The organism is Bradyrhizobium monzae (genome assembly GCF_021458635.1).
Lineage (GTDB): Bacteria > Pseudomonadota > Alphaproteobacteria > Rhizobiales > Xanthobacteraceae > Bradyrhizobium.
Genome location: NZ_JAIRDQ010000004.1, coordinates 445,587 through 467,390, shown reverse-complemented (window position 1 = coordinate 467,390; position 21,804 = coordinate 445,587). Strand labels below are relative to the sequence as shown.

Below are 21,804 nucleotides of genomic sequence, written 5' to 3'. Positions count from 1 at the left end.
GGAGATGCCCTCTCCCACAAGGGGAGAGGGCGCAACAATGCGCATCGCGCGTAGTTCAAGAAGGATTGCTTGGTGTCCGCGAGGGAGCACGCCCCTCACACCCGCATCGGCATCAGCACGTACAGCGCGCTCTTGTCGTCCTTGTCCTGCACCAGGGTGGGCGAGCCGGGGTCGGCGAGCTTGAGGGTGGCGACGTCGCCTTCGATCTGGGCGGCGATGTCGAGCAGATAGCGGGAGTTGAAGCCGATATCGAGCGCGTCGGAGGCGTACTCGACCTCGATCTCTTCGGTGGCGCTGCCGGAATCCGGATTGGTGACCGACAGCACCAGCTTGCCCGGCGACAGCGACAGCTTCACCGCGCGGCCGCGCTCGCTCGAGATCGTCGAGACGCGGTCGACCGCGTTCTCGAAGTCCTTCTTGTCGACCACCAGCTCCTTGTCATTGCCCTGCGGAATGACGCGGCCGTAATCCGGGAAGGTGCCGTCGATCAGTTTCGAGGTCAGCACCACATTGCCGATGGTGAAGCGGATTTTTGCCTGCGACAGCTCGATCGTGACCTCGGCCTCGTTGTCCTCGATCAGGCGCTGTACCTCGCCGACGGTTTTGCGCGGTACGATCACGCCGGGCATGCCCTCGGCGCCCTTGGGCTGGACCAGGTCGAGCTGGGCGAGGCGGTGGCCGTCGGTGGCAACGCCGCGCAAGGTCGCGGCGTTCGCCGTGCCGGCCGCATGCAGATAGATGCCGTTGAGATAATAGCGCGTCTCTTCCGTCGAGATCGCGAACTGGGTGCGGTCGATCAGCCGCTTGACGTCCTTGGCGGCGAGCGAGAACGAATGCGAGAGGTCACCGGTGGCGAGATCCGGGAAGTCGTTCTCCGGCAGGGTCTGCAGCGTGAAGCGCGAGCGGCCGGCGCGGATCGCCAGCACGGCGCGGTCGCCGTCGGCTTCCAGCACGATCTGCGAACCGTCGGGCAGCTTGCGCACGATGTCGTAGAACATGTGCGCCGGCACGGTGGTGGAACCGGCCGTGGCGGTTTCCGCCGGCAGCGTTTCGGTGACCTCGAGGTCGAGGTCGGTCGCCTTCAGCGACAATTTCGCATTCTCCGCGCGGACCAGCACGTTGCCCAGGATCGGAATCGTGTTGCGGCGCTCGACCACGCGGTGGACATGGCCCAGCGATTTCAGGAGTTGCGCGCGTTCGACCGTAACCTTCATTGCACTACTCGCCCGATCCCCAAAGATGGAAAAAGCCGGGCGGAGGAAAGCGCGCCGCGGCACCGAAGACCCCGGAAAGCCGGATCGTCCAGCCGATATGACCAAAGCCGTCAGGGTCGCGCAAGGTGGCGCGGATGGCCTCCGGATTCAAGGGATCGGGGCCAGTTCCCCACGATTTACCCGCAGAAACGCGACCGCCGCCCCGGGCGCGGCCGGGGCGGCGGGAGAATGGCAGGAGCGTCTTAGGCGTTTATTCCTGCAGCTGGCGCTTGAGCGACTCGACCTCCTCGGACAACGCATTGTCCTTGGACACCAGGGCCTCGATCTTGCGCACGGCGTGCAGCACCGTGGTGTGGTCGCGGCCTCCGAAGCGGCGGCCGATCTCGGGGAGCGAGCGCAGCGTCAGGGTCTTGGCGAGGTACATCGCCACCTGGCGCGGACGCACCACATTGGCGGTCCGGCGCGAGGACAGCAGGTCGGAGCGGCTGACATTATACTGCCGTGCCACCACGCGCTGGATGTCCTCGATCTTGATCCGCTTCGGCTCCTGCGGCCGGATCAGGTCGCGCACCTCGTGCTCGGCCATTTCCAGCGTCACCGGCCGGTTGTTCAACTTCGAGTGCGCCAACAGGCGGTTGATGGCGCCTTCGAGGTCGCGGCCGTTATGAGTGATGGTGCGGGCCAGATAAGTCAGCACCTCCTCCGGCACCTCGAATGTCGCATGATGGGCGCGGGCGGCTGCGACGCGCGACTTGAGAATGCCGTGGCGCAGCTCCTCGCCGAGCGAGGCCATCTCGACCACGAGACCCCCGGCCAGACGCGAGCGGACGCGGTCGTCCAGGCTTTCGAGATCGGACGGCGGACGGTCGGCCGCGATCACGACCTGACGGCCGGCATCGATCAGCGCGTTCAGCGTGTGACAGAACTCGGCCTGGGTCGACTTGCCCTGCAGGAACTGGAGATCGTCGATGACGAGCACGTCGATGCCGCGCAGCGCTTCCTTGAAGGCGAGCGCCGTCTGCGTCTTCAGCGCGGCGACGAAGCCGTACATGAATTTTTCCGCGGTGAGATAGAGCACCTTGCGCTCGTTGCCGGAATTGCCGGCCCAGGTCACCGCCTGCAGCAGATGCGTCTTGCCGAGGCCAACACCGGCATGGATGTAGAGCGGGTTGAACATCACGGGGTCGCCGCGGCGGCCTTCGGCGACCTGACGCGCGGCGGCATGCGCCAGCGTGTTGGAGCGGCCGACAACGAAGCTCGCAAAGGTCAGGCGCGGATCGAGCGGCGAGCCGCCGAGCGCATCGTGATTGGCCGAGACCGGAGCGGTCGCCGTCGAGCGCAGCTCAGGTGCCGGCGCACGGCGTGCTTCGACCTGCACCGGCGCTTCCTTCGGCTGCAGCACGGGGCGCACCGCGGAGCGAACGGTGAGATCGATGCGGTGCACTTCGGGCATCTCGGCCTGCCAGCACGACAGCACGCGCTCGGCATAATGGGCCTGGATCCAGCTCTTCAGGAAGCGGGTCGGCACCGAGAGACGCACGCTCTCTTCCTGCACGCCTTCGAGATCCATGCGCGCAAACCAGCTCGTATAAACGTCTTCGCCGACGTTCGAGCGCAGCCGGCTCTTCACGCGTGACCAGCGATCCTGTTCCGATGTCGTCATCATTTGAGAACTTTTCTTGAGAGATAAGGTTGCGTTGTGAGCGCCATGCAGAGTTCCTGGCATCAGGGTTTCTGCAATGACGCGACCTCAAGCGAGTCCATCGTCGGGCATAGCTCTGCCGATCGGCGCGAACGCCGCGGTCAGATCAGCGATGTCAGAGATGGAGTGTTCGCGAGGTCAGCGCGTACTCGGCGCCTCGTCACACGCGGGAGGCTGGATGTCCGGCAAATCCAGAACGGCATCGTTGGAAATGGAAATTGGTTTCAATACCGCGTTGAGTCCGTAAGACATGATACCTCCCCGTCCTGCCGTGATTGCTCACGGCAAGGTCCTGCGTGTCCTAGAAGACAACTGCGACTGAAGCCGCCGATGTCCCGCCCGTCTGCACTTTTCGTCCGCTCGGCTTCGCCATCACGCTTGTCGGGGCAGCTTCATGATGTCCCTCATTTGCGCCTGGCGCGAGCGAGACAAGAAAAAATCCCGCTTGGAGACATTCAGACAAAGAGCTACCGTCCCCACATTGCTGTGGGTGTTGATCCGACAATCGCTTGTTGAAGCGTCGCCTACGTGCACACCGCCGCCGATTTGCACGCTCGCCCCGTTTCCAAAACCGCGCTGGTCTCAAGATCGTGGGCGCCGCGAACGACTTAAGGAATACACCAAGCGGAAAGACTCGCAACGAAATTGATTCACACTTGAGGCGTTTAAAATCTTGACCAGCGTTAACGCCACGCACGAGTTGTTCACAGGCTTGAGACCAAGTTTTTGGATTCGTGCGCAGATTCGAAGACGCGGCGCGTCATGTGACAACAACTCCCCTGTCGCCAAAAAATTTTTACAAAAGCGTCACGCACGCACTGCGCGCATGAATTTTCCAAATGCTTGGCGCCGCTATGTCGATAAGTGATTAGCGAGACATCGTTTTTTGAGTCTCGTTTCACAGGGTAACCCCAGGGCGAAACCTATTCCGGTGAAACTACGGTGTGCAGAACTCTCGCGCGGGAGAATGCAACTTAGCCCCCGCAGAGGCTTTTCGCAGCGCAATGAAAGTTTCCGCTGTTGCCAAAGCACCGACTGGTAAAATCACGGACGCAGCATGGTGCACACGACCAAAGTCTTCCAACCAAAGATTGGTCGCCCAGCGACCGCGAGCGGGAATTGTGACAGGCAACAAAAAGCCCGGCGTGAGCCGGGCTGATTGAAAACGCGATATTCGAGGGCTTCGCCGATCGGACGAGACGATCGGGGCGCGTCGACGAGCTTACGTCGCGAACTTACTTGGCGAGATTACTTGGTAAGTCTACTTGGCGAGCTTGGCGATCTGCGCGGTGAGGCGCGAGACCTTGCGGCTGGCGTTGTTCTTGTGAACGATGTTGCGCTGCGCGGCCTGCATCAGGGCGGGCTCGGCGCTCGCCATCGCCTTCAGCGCGGCGGCGCGATCGCCGGTCGCGATGGCTTCCTCGACGTTACGCACGGCACCGCGCATCTGGGTGCGGCGCGACTTGTTGACGGCGGTGCGGCGGGCGATCTTGCGCGTCGCTTTCTTGGCGGAGGTGGTGTTGGCCATAGTCTCAATGTCCTTTGCGGGTACCGGTCGCGTCTTGGTCGGGTAGCGCCGGCAGCTTGACCGCGGAATCGACGCTCGGATTTAGGGTGTTCGGTTGCTGGGCCGTTCCAAGAACATGAGCGATAAGCCTTGCGGCCATCTCTGAGGCTCAAATCAAAAGAGCCTGCAACTGCTCAAAGAACAGCGGCGGCAGGATTGCGCCCGCCGCCAGTTGGCGCCCTTATAGAGGGGGTCTTTGGCACCGTCAACGCTTTAGGGGCTGGAAAAGCAGGCTCCAGGGTGTACCAAGGGGGCCGTAACGCCCTGATGAGGTTGAATTTCTGCCGTCTCCCGGCTATTGGCTGACGGCATTTCCAGGGGTCGTCCGATCGGGCGACCATAGAGGTAGGGCATGATCCGCGGCTTTTTCCGACTGATTGGCTTGTTGCTGCTCGCCGGCGGGTTCTTCTTCATGGTCTATGACGGCGCCCGCTGGGTCGCCGACCAGACCTTGCGCTTCACCCGGTTCGGCCAGTTCTGGAACGACATCAACCAGGCCAGCCAGTCCGCCGTCCGGACCTGGGTCGAGGCCAAGGCGCCCTGGCTCTGGACTTCGGTGATCCGCCTGGTGCTGGACCAGCCGGTTTTCGCGGTTCTCGGCTTGCTGGGCATTCTTCTGATGATCCTGTTCCGCCCGCGCAAACCGCTGATCGGCTATTCCCGGGACTGATGTTCCCGCCGGGACTGATCTTCAGTTCCCGCCGGGACCAAGCATCGCACCGGGCGCGGCGTAACAAACCTGCCCCTTCCTGCGTAAAGACCTATATTCCCACTCGATCGCGAGCACGCCGCCCGAGCACTTGGCTCGGGCGCGCGAGAGCTCGTTTTGCGGAGATCCATCATGGTGTTCATGCGCAAGACCACCGCACTGCCGAGTGCAGCTGACGCGCTGCCCGGCCGCGCGCAACCGATTCCGACCGCGAGCTTCCATTTCGTCAACGGCGAGAAGCTCGCGCCGCCTTATCCCGCAGGCCTCGAGCAGGCCGTGTTCGGGCTCGGCTGCTTCTGGGGCGCCGAGCGCAAATTCTGGGAGCTCGGCGATGGCATCTACGCGACCGCCGTCGGCTATGCCGGCGGTCACACGCCGAACCCGACCTATGAAGAGACCTGTTCGGGACGCACCGGCCACACCGAAGTGGTGCTGGTCGTGTTCGATCCGAAGAAGATCTCCTACGAGAAGCTTCTGAAGACGTTCTGGGAGAACCACAACCCGACGCAGGGCATGCGCCAGGGCAACGATGTCGGCACGCAGTACAGAAGCGCGATCTACACTTATTCGGATGCGCAGAAGAAAGCGGCCGACCAGTCGAAGGCACTCTATCAGAAGGCGCTCGCTGCAAAGGGCCTCGGCGCCATCACCACCGAGATCGCGCCAGCCGGCGAATTCTATTTCGCCGAGGACTATCATCAGCAATATCTGGCGAAGAATCCCGCCGGCTATTGCGGCTTAGGTGGCACGGGCGTGTCGTGTCCGATCGGTGTAGGGGTGAGCGCGTAAGTGCGCGTCTCTTACCTCCCCCTCCAAGGGAGGGTTGAGGTCCCCTCAACCCTTTATTAACCATAACGAGTGCATCACTGAAGCTGTCTCGTTTTCAGGGATGGTCCGGTGCCGGTTGCACGCGCGTTTCGATGGTCGATCTTGGCAGCGTCCGCCGCGCTGGCCCTGGGCGGCTGCATGCAGACCACCGGTCCCGTCGCGATGGTGCAGCCCCGCCCCGATCTCGACTCCATGGCCTATGGCCAGCCCTATGGCGCACCGCCGCCGGTCGTCGTTGCCGATAACGGCGGCGGCGCCATTGCCGCGCTCAGCAATTCCTTTGCGTCGGGTCCGGCTCCCGTGCCGGTGGCCTATGCAGCGCCGATGGTGGCTGCGCCCGTGCGCTACGACTCCTCCTATCACCTCGATGCCGGCGACAAGCTCCGCGTGGTGGTCTTCGGCCAGGAAGGGCTCACCAACAGCTACGCCATCGATGCCGGCGGATCCATCACCATGCCGCTGATCGGCGGAGTGCCGGCACGCGGCCGCACTCCGGCAGGGCTCGCCGGAGAAATCGCAGCGCGCCTGCGCAACGGCTTTATCCGCGATCCTTCAGTGGCGGTGGAGATCGAGTCCTACCGCCCGTTCTTCATTCTCGGCGAAGTCTCCGCGCCCGGCCAATATCCCTATGTGCCGAACATGACGGTCGAGAGCGCGGTCGCGATCGCCGGCGGTTTTTCGCCGCGCGCCAAACGCGATGTGGTCACCGTCACGCACACCGAAGCCGGCGGCTCGATGCGCGCCATCGTGCCGCTCGGCACGCCCGTCAGCCCCGGCGACACCGTGTTCGTCGGCGAGCGCTGGTTCTAGGAGCGTCGTCATTCCGGGTCCGCGCCTATCGGCGCGTCCCGGAATGACGGAGGAGCGCGACGTGCGCTACTTCGTCAAATGTTTCGCAAGAAACGCCATGCTGCGCGGCCAGGCGATGTCGGAGCTGGTCTTGTCATAGCTCGGCCGCTCGTCACAATGGAAGCCGTGCTGCGCGCCGGGATAGGTGAAGACCTCGACATCGGGCCGCTTCGTCTTGACGGTCTCGACATCGGTCAGCGGAATTCCGGCATCCTTTTCGCCGAAATGCAGTTGCGTCGGCACCTTCGGTTTCTCGTCGGCAAAGCGCACGACGGCACCGCCGTAATAGCCGATCGCGGCCTTCAGGCCGTTCAATCGCGTCGCCGCGACATAGGCAACGCTGCCGCCGAGGCAGAAGCCGATGATGCCGACCGGGCCGACGTTCGTCACCGCGTCGATCGCAGCCTGGGTGTCGCGCAGCATCGCGTCCCAATCGGGATTGGCGACGAATTTTCGCGCTTCGGCGATCTCATCGGGCGTATAGCCGGACTGGAAGCCCGGCGCGGTGCGGTCGAAGATCGACGGCGCGATCGCGACATAGCCTTCGCCGGCGAGGCGGTCGCAGACCGAGCGGATGTGATGATTGACGCCAAAAATCTCCTGGATCACCGCCACCGCGCCCTTCGGCGCGGCTGCGGGATCGGCGCGATAGGCGCCGAGCTGGAAATTATCCGACGCCGTCAGCTTGATGTCTTGTCCCACGCGGGTTGTCCTTCTTGCTTGTCGATCTGAAATTCAGCTCTCTCCCCTCATCCTGAGGAGCGCGTCAGCGCGTCTCGAAGGATGAAAGGGCGAGAAGCGAGAGCCGGGCCTTCATCCCTCGAGACGCTTGGGGAGACAGTGGCGCAGCCGCCCTCACTCCCACATCCAGTTCTCGCCGTAATCTTCCTTCCATCCTGCCAGCCGTCCATGACGGAATTGCAGGAACAGGCGGTGGCGGTAAGGGATCAGTCCGCTGCCGCCGACGTCGCGCAGCGCGAGATAGATCTCGTTGCCGGGACGCCCTTTGACGTATCGCAAGGGTTGTCCGAGGACGTGCGCGGCCTGCTCCGCATCCATCCCGAACGCCAGCGGCGTGTTGTTCGACAAGGTATCGACGAAGGGACGGCGCAGCGGCACTGTCCCGAACGGCTCGGCCTGCACGGACGTTGCCATCGAGAGAAGCGCTGCGCCCGCAGCCAAGATTGCCCGCTTCATTGCCGTGATCCCTGTATGACCGCCTATCCCGGCAAGTTCTTCAGGAAAGGCACCACGGCGTCAACAAAAGCCTTGGGCTGGTCGATGTTGACGGCGTGTCCGGCCGCGGGGATCACGACCTTTTGTGCGCCGGGGATTTTGGCCGCCATGTAGTCCGACGCCGCCAGGAACGGCGTGTCGTCGGCGCCGACCACGATCAGCGACGGCACCTTGATGTCGGGCAGCAGCTCCATCACCTTGGCATCGCGCTGGGTCAGCATGCCGCGCGCGGCTAGCGCCAGTCCCCTGGCGTTGCGATGGCTGGCGGTGGCGCGCTCGCGGGTGGCCGTTTTCAGCACGTCGAGGCCTTCACGATCGAGCTTGTCGGCGGTGGCGAGCGCACGCGCATTCCAGGCCTCGCGCGGCTCGTCCTTCTTGAAGCCGGGCCCGGTGTCGATGATCAGCAGCGCGCGAGCGGTTTGCGGATGGGCGCGATAGAATGCGAGCGACATGTAGCCGCCGAGCGAGAGCCCGCCGATGATGGCGCGCCTGGCATCGACCGCGTCGAGGATCGCCGCCATGTCGCCGACGGTCAGCGCTTCGCTGTAGGCTTTGGGATCATCGGGATAGTCGGACTGGCCGTGGCCGCGCATGTCCCACAGGATCAGCTTGTACTGCTTGGCGAGCGCCTCGACCTGCCCATGCCACATCGCCGAGGTCGAGGAATAGCCGTGGGTGAGCAGCAGCGGCGGTCCGTCGCCGTGAACTTCGTAATGGATCCCGACGCCGTCCCGATCGATCCTTGGCATTGTTTTCGCCCTTTGTTGTTCTTCATTCTAACCACGACACCGGTGCACCCTCGCCCCTTGCGGGAGAGGGTGGCTTCGCGAAGCGAAGCCGGGCTGTGTAGGAATTTTCTTCATTCCCTTTGTGATCAGGACTTTTTGCGCTGTGAGCCTGCTGGTGGGCCGGCAAGAAGGCAAAGCCAAAACGATCACGAGCCCGGGCATTCAGCAGCCGCGTTGCCTTTAGTCTAGGTGTCGAGCGACTCCTCCCACTCCGAGCCAAAGACCCAGGACAGCGCGGAAAGCTTGCCGCTTAGCAAACCCCACTCGAAGTCATCCCATCCCAAATTCTCCTTGCCGTATTTCCGCTCGATGCGTCGTGCCGCCTTGCGGGCAGTTGCCAGCATCGGCTTCTGAGCCTCAGTCAGGGTCTCTTCGCCGGTTTCGAGACGATAGAGCCAATTCTGGTGCCGATTCCACCAGACCTTTTCCCAGAACTCGTTGTAGGCGGCGAGGATCGCTTTATCCCCTCGGCGAAGGATCATCGGCCACAATTCGCCGTCGGTTTCATCCGACGGAATCCATTCGACTTTGTCGCCCTCTTTTGTGTATCCGATTTGGTGTCCGTTCGGTCCGGTCTCTCCTGGCTCGACCGGGTCGCGCACTTCCGCCTTGCTGCGCTTCTTCATTCCGAGCAATTCGTCGTAGCTCTTGAATTCGTCGATCGTTATCCCCTGCTGCTTATGTTGCCTGATGAGTTCGGTGATTTCTCGCGCCCGGTCGATTTTACCAGGGTGAGTGGGGGTGCCGGGCCGTAGCGCCCGAATTTGGCGCGTGAGGTCGCGAACAAGTATCCGCTTAAGCTCGGCCACGCTGGCAAACGACCCAACCAACGACTTTTTGTAAGTCGCCGCCTTGAATTTCTGGAGCTTAGCCGCTTGCTTGGGATCGACCTTGCCCTTCGCGGCTTTCCGTTGGGAGAAATAGAGCATGGCTGGCTTGCCCGCTGCGACGAAGCGGTCGATCTCTTCCACCGTCCCAGATGCAGCCACGCCAGTCGCCGTGCCAAGCTTTGTCCAGAACATTCCGATGAGAATATCGCAACGGTCGACGAGCTGATCGTTGATCGCCGACTGGGGTCTGACGCCTGACGTCGGCATTGCATGCGTTTCCCACATGACCGGCAACAACACCACGCTCTCAGCGTCTGCGTGCTGCGCGTTCCATTCGTTGACGGCAGCAGTCGCCGCTAGACGCTCTTCTGAGAGATCGGATGGAGAGCCGATCATCACGCGATAGACTTTGGAGCGGGTGGGCATGGATCGCCGGGGGCTGTTACATGTGTTTTTCTTCCGCATCCTGGCTCAATTGTCAAAGCAGCCGTTTCTCGTCCTGCCAGGCTTTGAGTGCAGGACCCGCCCCCGGCCTCACGATTACTTAGGGCGCAGATTCTTCGCGATCTGCGAGATACTCCCGGAATCCCTCCAAGGCGGAAGTCGCCTCGCGGTAGTCGCCCTCGGTGACGAAGTGTTCAGGTTCGAGTCCCGCTTCGTGCTTCATCGTGTTGACGCGTTGCCGCATAGGTTTTCGTCATCAGATCAATCCCGACGGATAGTGTCGTCATGTCGAGAAGCATCCGGTCGATATGAACGGTTGCCTCGCGTCCGTGCTCCAAAAGCTGTTGTTGAAGCGACAGATCACCGCGTTCTGCGGCAAGCAAATGTTGGCAAAATTCCGGAAATTCACGAGTTTGCGTCTCGTCGATCAACGGGCTTTGCGAGACCGCGGCGCGCCCTCCCAATCCGCAGATGTACTGCGTTCCCTTGAGTATCAGGACTTGGTTCGGATGCTGAGCAAGGATTCGGAGTCGGTCATAAATGCAGGCGAGCGTGTCTCCCTTGTAAGCCTCCATCGCGGCGTAGTCTGTTAGAATTACATAGTTGTCGATCGACGCCGAAAGATACGATCTTAATGCCTCGTCTTGCAGTTGGTTTGAGTCGACGACCTTTCTCGTTTTGCGAGGCTTGCCGGCGAAGAGTGAGTTGTACCAATCGGGAAGCAGCATGGAACGAAAGCAATCTTGCTTGCACTGAAGGGGAATCCAAACGGCAATAATCACAATAAAACCTTGGACCGAGAAATCCACGCCGGTCAATCGACAACGTCAGCGAAGCACGCGACAGGCAGATCGCGAAAGGAGGACCTGTAGGACAGTGCCGATAGGTCGCGTGATTGTCGCCCCGTCTATTAACATGCCAGCGTGACGCAATCACGAGCCGGAAGCAGCTGATAGGCAGATCCTTTCTATCATCGGGAATGAAATTTGCAGGCCGGCTGGTCCGAATGTCGGGCCTGGCGCACCGCTTTCATTTGATGAGGAAGCGGAAATGTCAGATCGCGCTTCAGTCTTAGCAGAGGTAGGAGGGCTTGAGGTGAAGGGAGCAGCGGCGCAAGCCGCCAAGTTACCTCGAAGAAACTGCCTCGCAGCGATCATATGCAGTCCCAACACGCTGCTTGTTGTGTCCAGTCGCTAACGTCAGCGCTGTTGTCGCAACGCACAACAATCAGATGCCGCGATAGTTTCGATCGATTCCAAATTGCATTTGCCACGACGCAGGAACCCGATCATTCTCCCGCGCAAGGCGGCCGCCGACCCGGTGGGTGTCCGCTACACAAGTTGCCGCCGTAAGCGGCTTCATTGCACCGGCAAGGGAAGACGCCTATGCCAACGCTCACCATCAACGGGCGGAGTATGTCCGTGGATGCGGCAAACGACACGCCGCTCCTTTGGGCCATCCGCGAACAATTGCAGATGACCGGCACGAAATTCGGCTGTGGTGCCGGCCTGTGCGGTGCCTGCACCGTGCACGTCAACGGCGAAGCCGTACGCTCGTGCCAGACCATGGTCGGCGACGTCGCCGGCAAGAAGATCACCACCATCGAAGGTCTTTCCGCCAAGGGTGATCACCCCCTGCAGAAGGCGTGGGTCGCCGAGCAGGTGCCGCAATGCGGCTACTGCCAGTCCGGGCAGATCATGCAGGCGGCTTCGCTGCTGGCGAAGAACGCCAATCCGACCAAGGAAGAGGTCGTGGCGCATATGGACGGCAATCTCTGCCGTTGCATGACCTATTCGCGGATCCAGAAAGCAATCATGCGCGCCGCCACCGAGATGCGCACTGCATCCGCCGCCGGCAACGAGCGGAGGCCCACATGAATCAGCACGTGAAGAACGTCACGTCAGAGACATCAGATCTCAGCCGCCGCTCCTTCCTGGTCGGCACCGCGGCCACCGGCCTGGTGCTCGGCTATGCCGGCGTGCCCGGTGTAGGCGAAGCGCTCGCTGCGGCTCCCGCCAATTTCGAGCCGAGCGTCTGGTACGCGATCTCGCCCGATGGCCTGGTCACCGTGACCTGCGGCAAGGCCGACATGGGCCAGCACATCGCCTCCACCATGGCGCAGATCGTCTGCGAGGAGCTGGGCGCGAAGTGGAGCGACATGCGGGTCAACCTCGCTTCCAACGATCCAAAGTTCAACGATCCCGTGCTGGGAGCGCAGATCACCGGCGGCAGCTGGTCGACCATGATGAACTTCGACGCGATGAGCCGGGCGGGTGCCGCCGGTCGCATGGCGTTGACCGAAGGTGCTGCCGCCGCGATGGGCGTGCCGGCAGGCGAGCTCGCAGTGCGCGATTCCATGATCGTGCATGCGAAGTCGAAGAAGCAGATGTCGTTCGCCGATGTCGTGAAGAGCGGCAAGGCGACAAAAACCTTCACGCCGGACGAGCTGAAGGCGATCAAGCTGAAGACGCAGGATCAATACACCATGATCGGTGTGTCGGTGCCGCAGCTCGACATCCCCTCCAAGACCAACGGCACGGCCAAATACGGCATCGACGTGATGATCCCGGGCATGGCCTATGGCGCGGTGGTGACGCCGCCGGTGCGCTACGGCGCCACGGTGAAATCGGTCGACGACTCCGCTGCGAAGAAGGTGCCGGGCTTCATCAAGGCCGTCACCCTCGACGACAAGACTCAGACCACGACCGGCTGGGTGGTTGCGGTCGCCAACACCTACGCCAACGCCAAGAAGGCGGCGGCGGCGCTGAAGGTCAGCTATGACGGCGGCCCGAATGCGAAAGTGTCGAGCGAGTCGCTGCTCGAGGAAGCCAAGCGGCTTCAGAAGCTGGACGATTCCGGCCAGTTCTTCGTCAAGGACGGCGATCCCGCGGCCGCACTCGGCACCGCGGCCAAGGTGCTGGAGGCGGAGTACACCACCAGCATCAACATCCACGCGCCGATGGAGCCGATGAACGCCACCGCGGAGTTCAAGGGCGACATCCTGCACATCTATTCCGGCAACCAGTTCGCGACGCGCTCCGGCGCGATTGCGGCCGGTGCTGCCGGGATCGATCCAAAGTTCGTGGTGATGCACCAGATGTGGCTCGGTGGCGGCTTCGGCCGCAGGCTCGACGCCGACATGATGGTGCCGGCGGTGCAGGCGGCCAAGGCCGTGGGCAAGCCGGTGAAGGTGATCTACACGCGCGAGAACGACATGACGATGGATTTCTCGCGTCCGCTTACCTACCAGAAAGTGAAAGCCGGCGTGGACGGCGACGGCAAGCTCGTCGCGCTCAGCCACGACGTGGTTTCGGCCTGGCCGACGCAGCGCTGGGGAATTCCTGATTTCCTCACGCCCTCGGTCGACAAGAAGGGTCCGCTCGACAGCTTCACGGTGAACGGATCGGACTTCTTCTACACGGTGCCCAACCATCACGTGCGGGCGATCAAGAACGAGATGGCGCACAACGCCACCCCGTCGGGTCAGCTCCGTTCGGTGGCGCCGGGTTGGACCTTCTGGGCGGTCGAAAGCATGATCGACGAGATCGCGGCTGCGGCCGGCAAGGATCCGGCGCAATACCGCATCTCGCTGCTCGACGGCGCCGGCAAGAACGACGGCGGCGCGCAGCGGCTGCGCAACACGCTGCTCGCGGCGATGGGCCTCGCCGGCTACGGCACCAAGAAACTCCCCAAGGGAGAAGGCATGGGCGTGGCCTGCGTGTCGTCGCAGGAACGTGCGACCGCAAGCTGGACCGCTTGCGTCGCGCATGTCGCCGTGGCGCCGTCAGGCGAAGTGACCGTGAAGAAGCTCACGGTCGCAACCGATGTCGGCACGCAGGTGCATCCCGACAACATCCGGGCCCAGGTCGAGGGTGCGGCGCTGTGGGGGCTGTCACTGGCGCTGTACGAGAAGGCGACGCTCAAGGATGGCGGCATCGAGCAGACCAACTTCGACAGCTACACGCCCCTGCGCATGAGCCAGGTGCCCGAGGTCGCCGTTGCCGTGATCGCCAATGGCGAGAAGGCCACCGGCGTCGGCGAGCCCGCGGTGACGGTGGTGGCGCCTGCCATCGGCAACGCCATCTTCAACGCCTCCGGCGCCCGCGTCCGGGCACTGCCGATCACGGCCGAAGCCGTGAAGGGGGCGATGAAGGCGTAAGGCCGGGCTTGCAAGTGCTGACCAGGATGATCCGCCGGAGGGCAGCCTCCGGCGGATTTTTTCTGGCTCAACAACCGCGCGCTTACGGCACCAGCGAATAGCTCGTACTGCGGCCACCGGCGGCGTCCCTCTGAAGGATGCCCTTGTCGATCAGGTCTTCGATGTCGCGGGCAGCGGTCGCTTGCGAGACCTTGACAAATTGGGCCCATTTCGAAGAGGTGAGCTTGCCCTCGAAGCCCTCGATCAAGCGGTTCAACATCAGCCGCTGGCGATCATTGAGGGAGCGCGTGCCATGGCGCTCCCAGAACCTTGCCTTGTCCAGCACGTTTCCCATGATCGTCTCGGCGCCGTCGAATGCGCGATCGAGGCAATCGAGAAACCATTGTAGCCAGTCGGTGATGTCGAGCGTTCCGCGCTGTGTCCTTTCGAGCATGTCGTAGTAGGCGTTGCGTTCTTTTCGGATCTGGGACGACATGCTGTAGAAGCGCTGCGTGGTCTCCTCCGAACGCGCCAGAGCGAGGTCCGCTATCACGCGCGCAATGCGGCCATTGCCGTCCTCGAACGGACGGATAGTCACAAACCAGAGATGCGCGACTGCTGCCTTGATGACAGGGTCCGCTTCCCGATCGGCGTTGAACCAGTCGAGGAATCTCCTCATTTCTTCGTCGAGTCGCTCGGCGGCTGGTGCTTCGAAATGAATATGTTCGCGGCCGACCGGCCCGGAGACGACCTGCATGGCGCCGGACTGTTCGGTGCGCCACCCGGCAACGACGATCTTCAACAGGCCGCTCCGGCCTGTCGGGAAGAGGGCGGCATGCCAGCCGAACAACCGCTCGGCGGTGATGGGTTGATCTGGTTTCTGGGTCGCGTCGAGCGTCATATCAACGACGCCCTCCACGTTTCTCTCTGCCGGCGTGAGTGCGCCAATATCGATGCCGAGCCGGCGGGCGATCGACGATCGAACCTGATTGCGATCGAGGGTTTCACCTTCGATCTCCCTCGATTTGACGACATCCTCGGTGAGCGCCTGAAGCGAGGCTTCCGCCCTCAAAGTGCAGCCAAGACTCTCCATTCGGCCAAGCAGGCGGCCCTGCTTGTGACGCACCTGGGCCAGTCGCGTCGCTAACCGGTCTGCGCTCCACTGAAAGGCCGGCCAGTCAGGCTTGTCGTGGATATAGATCATATTTTCTGCATTCTGTGACGAGAATATGGGGTCTGTTCTCGTTATGGTCAAGCCATTCTCGTCACTTTCCGACGAGAATGGCTTCTCCCGCCTACTGTGCATGGGGTTGTTTTCGCCTTTTGCTGGAACCGCCGCGGAGCACCCAGTCCGTAAAACTGTGCGCAATTCCGGCAGGTTCCGTTGAGCACGCCTCTTAAGGGCCGGAGAACCTGATCCGGCTTAGGCTGACGCCAAATACACTCCCGTGCTTTTGGGGAAGCCATGAACGCGCCAGCCAAATCCGCCGCCAAACGCCGGCTTCTGCTCGCCTCCGACCGGAGCGACGCCAGCACCGAGCTCGCCGGCATCTTGAAGGCGGTCGGCGATGTCTCGACGGTGACGACGCAGGAAATCCCCGAACAGCCGTCGCGCGATCTCTCCGGTCTCGTGGTCGACATCAACCTCCGCTCGCCCGAGAGTGTGCAGCGGGTGCGCAACAAGCTGCGCGCCGAGGGCTATCGTTCGATGCCGCGTTTGTTCGTGCTGGCGGATGCCCTGCACCACGGCACCATGCAGGCCTGGGCGCTCGGCGCCACCGACACCATCTCGCGGCCGCTGCAGCCCGAGGCGATCCTGCAGCGCATCCGCGCCGCGTTTCCCGATACGGCGAGCTATGACGCGACCGATCGCGGCAAGACGCTCAACCGCGGCGTCGAGGCGGCGCATGCGGTGCTGAAGAAGATGTTCGAGAAGCTGCCGCTCGGCGTGCCTCTGACCTTCGACGACGTCATCGCCGCCGAGAGCAGGATCTTGAAAGCGATCAAGCATTCCTCGCTGCGCGAATGGCTCACCACGGTCGGCTGCCACCATGTCGGCAGTTACCGTCACTGCCTGTTCGTGACCGGCTTCGCGGTGTCCTTTGCGCAGCATCTCGGCATGCGCGAGGACGATCAGCGCCGGTTGACCCGTGCCGCCCTGCTGCACGATGTCGGCAAGGCCTTCGTCCCCTCCGCGTTGCTCGACAAGCCCGGCAAGCTCACCGACGAGGAGATGGCCGAGGTCCGCCAGCATCCGCGCCGCGGCTACGACGCGCTCGCGGCGCAAGGCGGCTTCCCGCCGGAGATGCTGGATGTCGTGTTGCATCACCATGAATTCCTCGACGGCAGCGGCTATCCGAACGGGCTGTCGTCGAACCAGATCAGCGACATCGTGCGGCTGACGACCATCGTCGACATCTACGCCGCCCTGGTGGAGAAGCGCGCCTACCGCATGCCCTTCACCCACTCGCGTGCCTTCACGATGATGGAAGGCATGGGCGGCAAGCTGGATCAGCAGCTGCTGCAGGCGTTCCGGCCGGTGGCGCTCGGGTCATTCTGACGCGGCGCCGCTATCCCACCATCTTCCGCAACTCCGCTTTCGCCACCTTCTCCAGCGTCGAACGCGGCATGTCGTCGACAAGCCTGATCTCGCGCGGCACCTTGAAGTCGGCGAGACCCTTGCGGCAGGCCGCCATCACGCTGTCCTGCAGATCCGGCGCTGCGCCCGCGACACCGCCATGCGGGATGATGAAGACCACCGGCACCTCGTCCAGCATCGGATGCTTCTTCGCCACCACCGCGGCCTCGCGCACGCCGGGGACGATTGCGATCACCTGCTCGATCTCGGAGGCCGCGACGTTCTCGCCGCCGACCTTCAGCATGTCCTTGGCGCGGTCGCCGAACTTGATGAAGCCGTTCTCCAGCAGCGTGACTCGATCGCCGGTGATGAAGAAGCCGTGCTCGTCAAAGCTCTCGCGCGTGGCTTGCTCGTTGTGCAGATATTCGGCGAACAGCGACAGGCCGGGGATGCCCTTGATCGAGAGATTGCCGGTGTCGCCGACCGCGGTCGGCCGTCCATCATCTTCGGTGATTCGGATCTGATATTCCGGCGCGGCGCGGCCGATCGACATCGGGATGTTGGGCTGGTCGACCTCGCCGATGATGCCGTGGGTGATGGTCTCGGTCATGCCCCACCAGCCGATGATCTTGACGCCGAAGACGGCAAAGGGCGGCGGATCGTTCACCGCGGTGCCCCACAGGCGGAATTTGTGATCCCGCGGGATGTCCTGCTCGAGCAGTGCCTTCATGCAGAAGGGGATCGTCGAGGTCCAGGTCGAGCCGTGCTCGCGCGCGACGCCCCAGAACCGGCTCGCAGAGAAGCGCGGCTGGATCACGCAAGTCGCCCCGACCCACAGCGTCGCCAGCATGGAATAGGCCAGCGCATTGGTGTGGAACAGCGGCAGATAAGTCTGGTGCACGTCGCTGGCGTGAAGGTCCTCATGCGCGGCATTGATCTTGGCGCCCCAGAGCGCGTTGGCATGCGTCCAGAGCACCGCCTTCGGCCGCGATGTCGTGCCTGACGTGTACTGCACGCTGCAGGGCGCGAGCGGATCGGTCGTCCGCTTCGGCCGGTCGGCGCTGTCGGCGAACAGCTCCTCAAAACTGTCGCCGCGCGAGACAGCTTGCGCAGGCGGCGCGCCCGCATCGTGCGACGTCACCGCCATCCAGCGAATGTTGCGGCAGTTTCGGGCGACGATCTCCGCATAGGCCGGTTGCGTGATCGCAGCGACCGCGCCGCAATGACCGGCAAAGTATTCGATCTCCGCCGGCGCCGAGCGCGTGTTGGTGGTGACAGCGATGGCGCCGAGCTCCACGCAGGCAAACCAGGCCAGCAGCGCCTCGATGCAGTTATCGAGATGAATGAGCACGTACTCGCCCGGCTTCACGCCGCGCCTGGCGAGTCCCGCGGCGAGCGCGCCGACCCGCTCGTGAAACTCGCCATAGCTCCAGCGCCGCGCCGGGGCCTCGAACGGCGCCCAGATCAGGAACGGATGATCGCGGCGTACCTCGGCCCGCATCTTCAGCAGCCACGGCACGTCGAGCCCATCGAACGGGCCAACGATTCCGGCTGCAGTCTGTTGAATGGACATGGATCCTCCCGCGCAGCCTGCATCTTGATGGCGGCTGCTTTTTGATGATTGCGTCTTCCTGCCATCGGACGGCGTGGGGCGCAAATGGGCGGGAGGAAGCGCCGTGCGCCTACTAATCCTCGTACGACGAAATCTCGATCAGGCTGCCATCCGGATCCCGGCAATAGACCGAGCACAGCGTGCCGCGGGCGCCCTGCTTGGGAACCGGGCCTTCCTCGATCGCGACGCCGTGTGCCTTCAAATGCGCCACCACCTCGTCGGGCGTTGCGGAGGTGAGGAAGCACAGATCCTCGCTGCCCGCGGTCTGGTGGTCGGCGGTGAACCATTCCTCCTTGTCAGCATCGCGGGGCCGAACGTTGATCTTCTGTTGACCAAACCCTAGCGAGGTCCGCGGCGCTTTGCCGCCACCGGGGTCGAACACCTTGACTTCCATGCCGAGGATCTTGCGATACCACTCGGAGGTCACTGCGACGTCGGCGACGTTGATCACGAGGTGATCGAGGGCCTCGACCTTGACCGGCATGCCTTATCCTTTCGTCGCCATGAACGTTGCGTACTTTCCGCGCGTGGCAGGCTTTGTTACAACGCCGCTGACGCCACGATCAAGCTATCCGTCCCTTGAGAACAACGCCGCTTTTCAAGAACAACACTTGGGAGAACCCTTGAGATGATCACTCGCCGTTCCGCGCTCTGCCTGCTCGCCGCCACCCCGCTTGCAGCCAGCCCGCTGTCGAAGGCCTTTGCAGCGGATTATCCGTCCCGGCCGGTGAAATTCGTGGTCGGCTATCCGCCGGGCGGCGCCACCGACATCCTGGCGCGCCTGATCGGCCAGCGGCTGTCGGAGCGGCTCGGCCAGCAATTCGTGATCGAGAACAAGCCGGGCGCCGGCAACAATATCGGCACCGAATCCGTCGTGAACGCCGAGCCCGACGGCTACACCGTCTTCCTGGTCAATCCGGCGAACTACATCAACGCCACGCTCTATACCAATCTCAAGTTCAACTTCGTCCGCGACATCGCGCCGATCGCCGCGTTCCAGCGCGTGCCGAACGTGATGACCGTCAACAAGGACGTGCCGGCCAAGACCGTCGCCGAGTTCATCGAGTATGTGAAGGCCAATCCCGGCAAGGTGAACATGGCCTCCTCCGGCAACGGCACCTCGGTGCATCTGTCCGGCGAAATGTTCATGGCAATGACCGGCTGCAAGATGCAGCACGTGCCCTATCGGGGCGCGGCGCCGGCGATCACCGACATGCTCGGCGGACAGGTGCAGGTGATCTTCGACAACATGCCCTCGATCATCCAGCACATCCGCTCCGGCTCGCTTCGCGCGCTCGGCGTCACCACGGCGCAGCGCTCGCCGCAGCTGCCGGACGTGCCCGCGATCGGCGAGACCGTGAAGGACTACGAGGCGAGCGCGCTGTTCGGCATGGGTGCGCCGAAGAACATGCCTAAGGACATGATCGCCAAGCTCAACAACGAGATCAACACGCTCATGAAGGAGCCCGACATGACCAAGCGCCTGGTCGAGCTCGGCGGCGATCCGCTGGTCGAGACGCCGGAGGCGTTCGGCCAGGAGATCGGGGCCGAGACCGCGAAGTGGAAGAAGGTCGTCGAGTTCGCCGGCCTCAAGGTCGAGTAGCAACCTCCCGAATGACCGGACATGGAGCCCCGCCGCAAGGCGGGGCTTTTTTCTTGCGCGGTTCCCGCTTGACGGGACGGCGTCCACGTCTATACTAAACCTTATGGTTAAGTATCAAGACGAGACGCTTGATCGCACCTTTGCGGCGCTGTCCGATCCGACGCGGCGCGCGCTGCTCGCGCGTCTCGGCGAAAGGGACAGCCTGTCGGTGAGTGAGCTGGCAGCGCCGTTCTCGATCTCGCTGCCGGCGATCATGAAGCATCTCGACGTGCTCACGGATGCGGGCCTGATCGTGCGCGAGAAGACCGGGCGGACGGTCTCCTGCCGGCTCACCGCGCAGCCGATGGAACAGGCGATGAACTGGCTCAATCGCTACGCGCAATTCTGGTCCGAGAGTTTTGATCGCCTTGCCGCCTTTGTGGAGGACAAACCATGGTCAACGCAGCAGCCAACACCGCCGAACGCGCAACCGAAGGTCCAAGCCTCACGCTCACGCGCCGGCTCCGCGCGCGGCCGGAAAAGGTCTTCGCCGCCTGGACGCAAGCCGAGCAGCTAGTGCAATGGTTCGGGCCGCCGAATATGAAGCCGGCGACGTTGAGTGCCGAGCTCGACGTCCGCAGCGGTGGCCGCTACCGTATCTCTTTCACCCGCGAGGACGGCGAATATTTCGAGGCGGGCGGCCTCTATCGCGAGGTCGTGCCGAACGAGCGGCTGGTCTTCACCTGGGCCTGGCATTCAACGCCGGAGCGCGAATCGCTGGTGACGATCACGCTGAAGCCGGACAGCGCCGGCACGCTGATGGTCTTTCATCACGCCCAGTTCTTTGACGAGACCGCGCGCGACAACCATCAGCGTGGCTGGAATTCGTTCTTCGACAAGCTCGACACCTTCGTCGCCTGACCGCAAGGGGACCTCAAGGAGGACATCATGCAGCAACATCAGATCGTCTCGCGCGAGCAGTGGATCGCCGCCCGCAAAGCCCATCTGGCGCACGAGAAGGAGTTGAGCCAGGCCCGCGAGCGTCTTGCCGAGGAGCGCCGCGCATTGCCCTGGGTGAAGGTCGACAAGGGCTATGTGTTCGATGGCCCGAACGGCAAGGTCACGCTCGGCGATCTCTTCAAGGGTCGCCCGCAGCTCGTGGTGCAGCACGTGATGTTCTCGCCCGACTGGGAGGCTGCCTGCAAGAGCTGTTCGTTCTGGGCCGATGGTTTTGAGCGCATGGTGCCGCATCTGGCTGCGCGCGACACCACCATGGTCGCGATCTCGCTGGCATCCGTCGAAAAGCTCGAGGCGTTCAAGAAGCGCATGGGCTGGAGCTTTGACTGGGTGTCTTCAGGCCACAACGACTTCAACTATGATTACGAGGTCTCGTTCACACGCGAGCAGATCGATCGGGGCGTCCTGAGATACAATTTCGGCACCACGCCGTTCTATGGCCCGGAGCTACCCGGCATCAGCGTGTTTTATCGCAACGAGGCCGGCGAGATCTTTCACACCTATTCCTGCTTTGCCCGCGGCCTCGACATGATGAACGCAGCCTATCAATATCTCGACCTCACCCCGCTCGGCCGTCACGAGGAGGGGCTGCCGTATCCGATGGACTGGGTCCGCCTGCGCGACCAGTACGAGCCGCAGGCGAAAGGCGCTTGCTGCCACGGGTGAGGGAGCGCACAGGTATCGTCCTGGCGGAAAGCCAGGACGACGTC

Annotated in this window: 21 protein-coding genes; 10 read left to right on the top strand and 11 right to left on the bottom strand. The window is 63.0% G+C overall.

Going from position 1 to position 21,804, the window contains the following annotated elements; translation table 11 throughout:
• Positions 1-95 precede the first annotated feature (95 nt).
• The 3 genes from dnaN to rpsT form a co-directional block, all read right to left on the bottom strand.
• Positions 96-1,214, bottom strand: a complete 1,119-nt coding sequence (gene dnaN, locus K3F49_RS18545; protein ID WP_234682384.1) for a DNA polymerase III subunit beta — start codon at positions 1,212-1,214, stop codon at positions 96-98.
• 250 nt (positions 1,215-1,464) lie between these two features.
• The gene (gene dnaA / locus K3F49_RS18540) at positions 1,465-2,877 is read right to left on the bottom strand and encodes a chromosomal replication initiator protein DnaA (protein WP_234682522.1); all 1,413 of its coding nucleotides are present in this window, start codon (positions 2,875-2,877) and stop codon (positions 1,465-1,467) included.
• A gap of 1,300 nt (positions 2,878-4,177) precedes the next feature.
• On the bottom strand, positions 4,178-4,444 hold the full coding sequence (rpsT, locus tag K3F49_RS18535; RefSeq protein ID WP_234682383.1) for a 30S ribosomal protein S20: 267 nt from the start codon (positions 4,442-4,444) through the stop codon (positions 4,178-4,180).
• Positions 4,445-4,835: 391 nt separating this feature from the next.
• On the opposite strand from rpsT, the gene K3F49_RS18530 reads away from it, so the two are divergent.
• From K3F49_RS18530 to K3F49_RS18520, 3 genes are all read left to right on the top strand, one after another.
• Positions 4,836-5,153, top strand: a complete 318-nt coding sequence (locus tag K3F49_RS18530) for a hypothetical protein (RefSeq protein ID WP_234682382.1) — start codon at positions 4,836-4,838, stop codon at positions 5,151-5,153.
• A gap of 171 nt (positions 5,154-5,324) precedes the next feature.
• On the top strand, positions 5,325-5,981 hold the full coding sequence (gene msrA, locus K3F49_RS18525) for a peptide-methionine (S)-S-oxide reductase MsrA (protein ID WP_234682381.1): 657 nt from the start codon (positions 5,325-5,327) through the stop codon (positions 5,979-5,981).
• A 108-nt stretch (positions 5,982-6,089) separates the two neighbouring features.
• Complete coding sequence (locus K3F49_RS18520) at positions 6,090-6,830, top strand: polysaccharide biosynthesis/export family protein (protein WP_234682380.1); 741 nt, start codon at positions 6,090-6,092, stop codon at positions 6,828-6,830.
• A 66-nt stretch (positions 6,831-6,896) separates the two neighbouring features.
• Here the strand turns inward: K3F49_RS18520 and K3F49_RS18515 are convergent, their stop codons facing one another.
• The 5 genes from K3F49_RS18515 to K3F49_RS18495 form a co-directional block, all read right to left on the bottom strand.
• The gene (locus K3F49_RS18515) at positions 6,897-7,571 is read right to left on the bottom strand and encodes a dienelactone hydrolase family protein (RefSeq protein ID WP_234682379.1); all 675 of its coding nucleotides are present in this window, start codon (positions 7,569-7,571) and stop codon (positions 6,897-6,899) included.
• 153 nt (positions 7,572-7,724) lie between these two features.
• Positions 7,725-8,066, bottom strand: coding sequence for a hypothetical protein (locus K3F49_RS18510; RefSeq protein WP_234682378.1), 342 nt, complete (start codon positions 8,064-8,066; stop codon positions 7,725-7,727).
• Between the two features lie 23 nt (positions 8,067-8,089).
• Positions 8,090-8,854, bottom strand: a complete 765-nt coding sequence (locus K3F49_RS18505; protein ID WP_234682377.1) for an alpha/beta fold hydrolase — start codon at positions 8,852-8,854, stop codon at positions 8,090-8,092.
• A gap of 224 nt (positions 8,855-9,078) precedes the next feature.
• Entirely contained in the window at positions 9,079-10,149 is a 1,071-nt protein-coding gene (locus tag K3F49_RS18500; protein WP_234682376.1) for a DUF4062 domain-containing protein, read from the bottom strand.
• A gap of 212 nt (positions 10,150-10,361) precedes the next feature.
• Positions 10,362-10,976 carry a hypothetical protein gene (locus K3F49_RS18495; protein WP_234682375.1) on the bottom strand — a complete coding sequence of 205 codons (615 nt, stop codon included), beginning with the start codon at positions 10,974-10,976 and terminating at the stop codon, positions 10,362-10,364.
• A gap of 576 nt (positions 10,977-11,552) precedes the next feature.
• On the opposite strand from K3F49_RS18495, the gene K3F49_RS18490 reads away from it, so the two are divergent.
• Together K3F49_RS18490 and K3F49_RS18485 are read left to right on the top strand one after the other, a co-directional pair.
• Positions 11,553-12,044 (top strand): (2Fe-2S)-binding protein, encoded by a 492-nt coding sequence (locus K3F49_RS18490; protein ID WP_148777577.1) that lies wholly within the window; start codon positions 11,553-11,555, stop codon positions 12,042-12,044.
• Positions 12,041-14,326, top strand: a complete 2,286-nt coding sequence (locus K3F49_RS18485; RefSeq protein WP_234682374.1) for a xanthine dehydrogenase family protein molybdopterin-binding subunit — start codon at positions 12,041-12,043, stop codon at positions 14,324-14,326. Before K3F49_RS18490 ends, K3F49_RS18485 begins: the two co-directional genes overlap by 4 nt.
• Positions 14,327-14,408: 82 nt before the next feature.
• Here K3F49_RS18485 and K3F49_RS18480 read toward each other — a convergent pair whose 3' ends face one another.
• The gene (locus K3F49_RS18480) at positions 14,409-15,509 is read right to left on the bottom strand and encodes a Fic family protein (RefSeq protein ID WP_234682373.1); all 1,101 of its coding nucleotides are present in this window, start codon (positions 15,507-15,509) and stop codon (positions 14,409-14,411) included.
• Positions 15,510-15,770: 261 nt separating this feature from the next.
• On the opposite strand from K3F49_RS18480, the gene K3F49_RS18475 reads away from it, so the two are divergent.
• Positions 15,771-16,865, top strand: coding sequence for an HD-GYP domain-containing protein (locus tag K3F49_RS18475; protein ID WP_234682372.1), 1,095 nt, complete (start codon positions 15,771-15,773; stop codon positions 16,863-16,865).
• A gap of 10 nt (positions 16,866-16,875) precedes the next feature.
• Here the strand turns inward: K3F49_RS18475 and K3F49_RS18470 are convergent, their stop codons facing one another.
• On the bottom strand, positions 16,876-18,456 hold the full coding sequence (locus K3F49_RS18470) for an AMP-binding protein (RefSeq protein ID WP_234682371.1): 1,581 nt from the start codon (positions 18,454-18,456) through the stop codon (positions 16,876-16,878).
• A 112-nt stretch (positions 18,457-18,568) separates the two neighbouring features.
• Positions 18,569-18,979 (bottom strand): VOC family protein, encoded by a 411-nt coding sequence (locus tag K3F49_RS18465; protein WP_234682370.1) that lies wholly within the window; start codon positions 18,977-18,979, stop codon positions 18,569-18,571.
• A gap of 144 nt (positions 18,980-19,123) precedes the next feature.
• Between K3F49_RS18465 and K3F49_RS18460 the strand changes: the two genes are divergently transcribed.
• The 4 genes from K3F49_RS18460 (at position 19,124) to K3F49_RS18445 (ending at position 21,760) form a co-directional block, all read left to right on the top strand.
• Positions 19,124-20,098 carry a Bug family tripartite tricarboxylate transporter substrate binding protein gene (locus K3F49_RS18460; protein ID WP_234682369.1) on the top strand — a complete coding sequence of 325 codons (975 nt, stop codon included), beginning with the start codon at positions 19,124-19,126 and terminating at the stop codon, positions 20,096-20,098.
• Positions 20,099-20,201: 103 nt separating this feature from the next.
• Entirely contained in the window at positions 20,202-20,654 is a 453-nt protein-coding gene (locus K3F49_RS18455; protein WP_234682368.1) for an ArsR/SmtB family transcription factor, read from the top strand.
• Positions 20,654-20,998 (top strand): SRPBCC family protein, encoded by a 345-nt coding sequence (locus K3F49_RS18450; RefSeq protein ID WP_234682521.1) that lies wholly within the window; start codon positions 20,654-20,656, stop codon positions 20,996-20,998. The genes K3F49_RS18455 and K3F49_RS18450 overlap by 1 nt, the downstream gene beginning before the upstream one ends.
• Before the next feature lie 27 nt (positions 20,999-21,025).
• Entirely contained in the window at positions 21,026-21,760 is a 735-nt protein-coding gene (locus K3F49_RS18445) for a DUF899 domain-containing protein (protein WP_234682367.1), read from the top strand.
• The last annotated feature ends 44 nt before the right edge of the window (positions 21,761-21,804 follow it).

What these genes read in the sequence shown, in the direction of transcription:
- dnaN (WP_234682384.1), bottom strand. Translation starts at nt 1,214, where the DNA reads ATGAAGGTTACGGTCGAACGCGCGCAACTCCTGAAATCGCTGGGCCAT.
- dnaA (WP_234682522.1), bottom strand. Translation starts at nt 2,877, where the DNA reads ATGACGACATCGGAACAGGATCGCTGGTCACGCGTGAAGAGCCGGCTG.
- rpsT (WP_234682383.1), bottom strand. Translation starts at nt 4,444, where the DNA reads ATGGCCAACACCACCTCCGCCAAGAAAGCGACGCGCAAGATCGCCCGC.
- K3F49_RS18530 (WP_234682382.1), top strand. Translation starts at nt 4,836, where the DNA reads ATGATCCGCGGCTTTTTCCGACTGATTGGCTTGTTGCTGCTCGCCGGC.
- msrA (WP_234682381.1), top strand. Translation starts at nt 5,325, where the DNA reads ATGGTGTTCATGCGCAAGACCACCGCACTGCCGAGTGCAGCTGACGCG.
- K3F49_RS18510 (WP_234682378.1), bottom strand. Translation starts at nt 8,066, where the DNA reads ATGAAGCGGGCAATCTTGGCTGCGGGCGCAGCGCTTCTCTCGATGGCA.
- K3F49_RS18505 (WP_234682377.1), bottom strand. Translation starts at nt 8,854, where the DNA reads ATGCCAAGGATCGATCGGGACGGCGTCGGGATCCATTACGAAGTTCAC.
- K3F49_RS18500 (WP_234682376.1), bottom strand. Translation starts at nt 10,149, where the DNA reads ATGCCCACCCGCTCCAAAGTCTATCGCGTGATGATCGGCTCTCCATCC.
- K3F49_RS18490 (WP_148777577.1), top strand. Translation starts at nt 11,553, where the DNA reads ATGCCAACGCTCACCATCAACGGGCGGAGTATGTCCGTGGATGCGGCA.
- K3F49_RS18485 (WP_234682374.1), top strand. Translation starts at nt 12,041, where the DNA reads ATGAATCAGCACGTGAAGAACGTCACGTCAGAGACATCAGATCTCAGC.
- K3F49_RS18480 (WP_234682373.1), bottom strand. Translation starts at nt 15,509, where the DNA reads ATGATCTATATCCACGACAAGCCTGACTGGCCGGCCTTTCAGTGGAGC.
- K3F49_RS18475 (WP_234682372.1), top strand. Translation starts at nt 15,771, where the DNA reads ATGAACGCGCCAGCCAAATCCGCCGCCAAACGCCGGCTTCTGCTCGCC.
- K3F49_RS18470 (WP_234682371.1), bottom strand. Translation starts at nt 18,456, where the DNA reads ATGTCCATTCAACAGACTGCAGCCGGAATCGTTGGCCCGTTCGATGGG.
- K3F49_RS18465 (WP_234682370.1), bottom strand. Translation starts at nt 18,979, where the DNA reads ATGCCGGTCAAGGTCGAGGCCCTCGATCACCTCGTGATCAACGTCGCC.
- K3F49_RS18460 (WP_234682369.1), top strand. Translation starts at nt 19,124, where the DNA reads ATGATCACTCGCCGTTCCGCGCTCTGCCTGCTCGCCGCCACCCCGCTT.
- K3F49_RS18455 (WP_234682368.1), top strand. Translation starts at nt 20,202, where the DNA reads ATGGTTAAGTATCAAGACGAGACGCTTGATCGCACCTTTGCGGCGCTG.
- K3F49_RS18445 (WP_234682367.1), top strand. Translation starts at nt 21,026, where the DNA reads ATGCAGCAACATCAGATCGTCTCGCGCGAGCAGTGGATCGCCGCCCGC.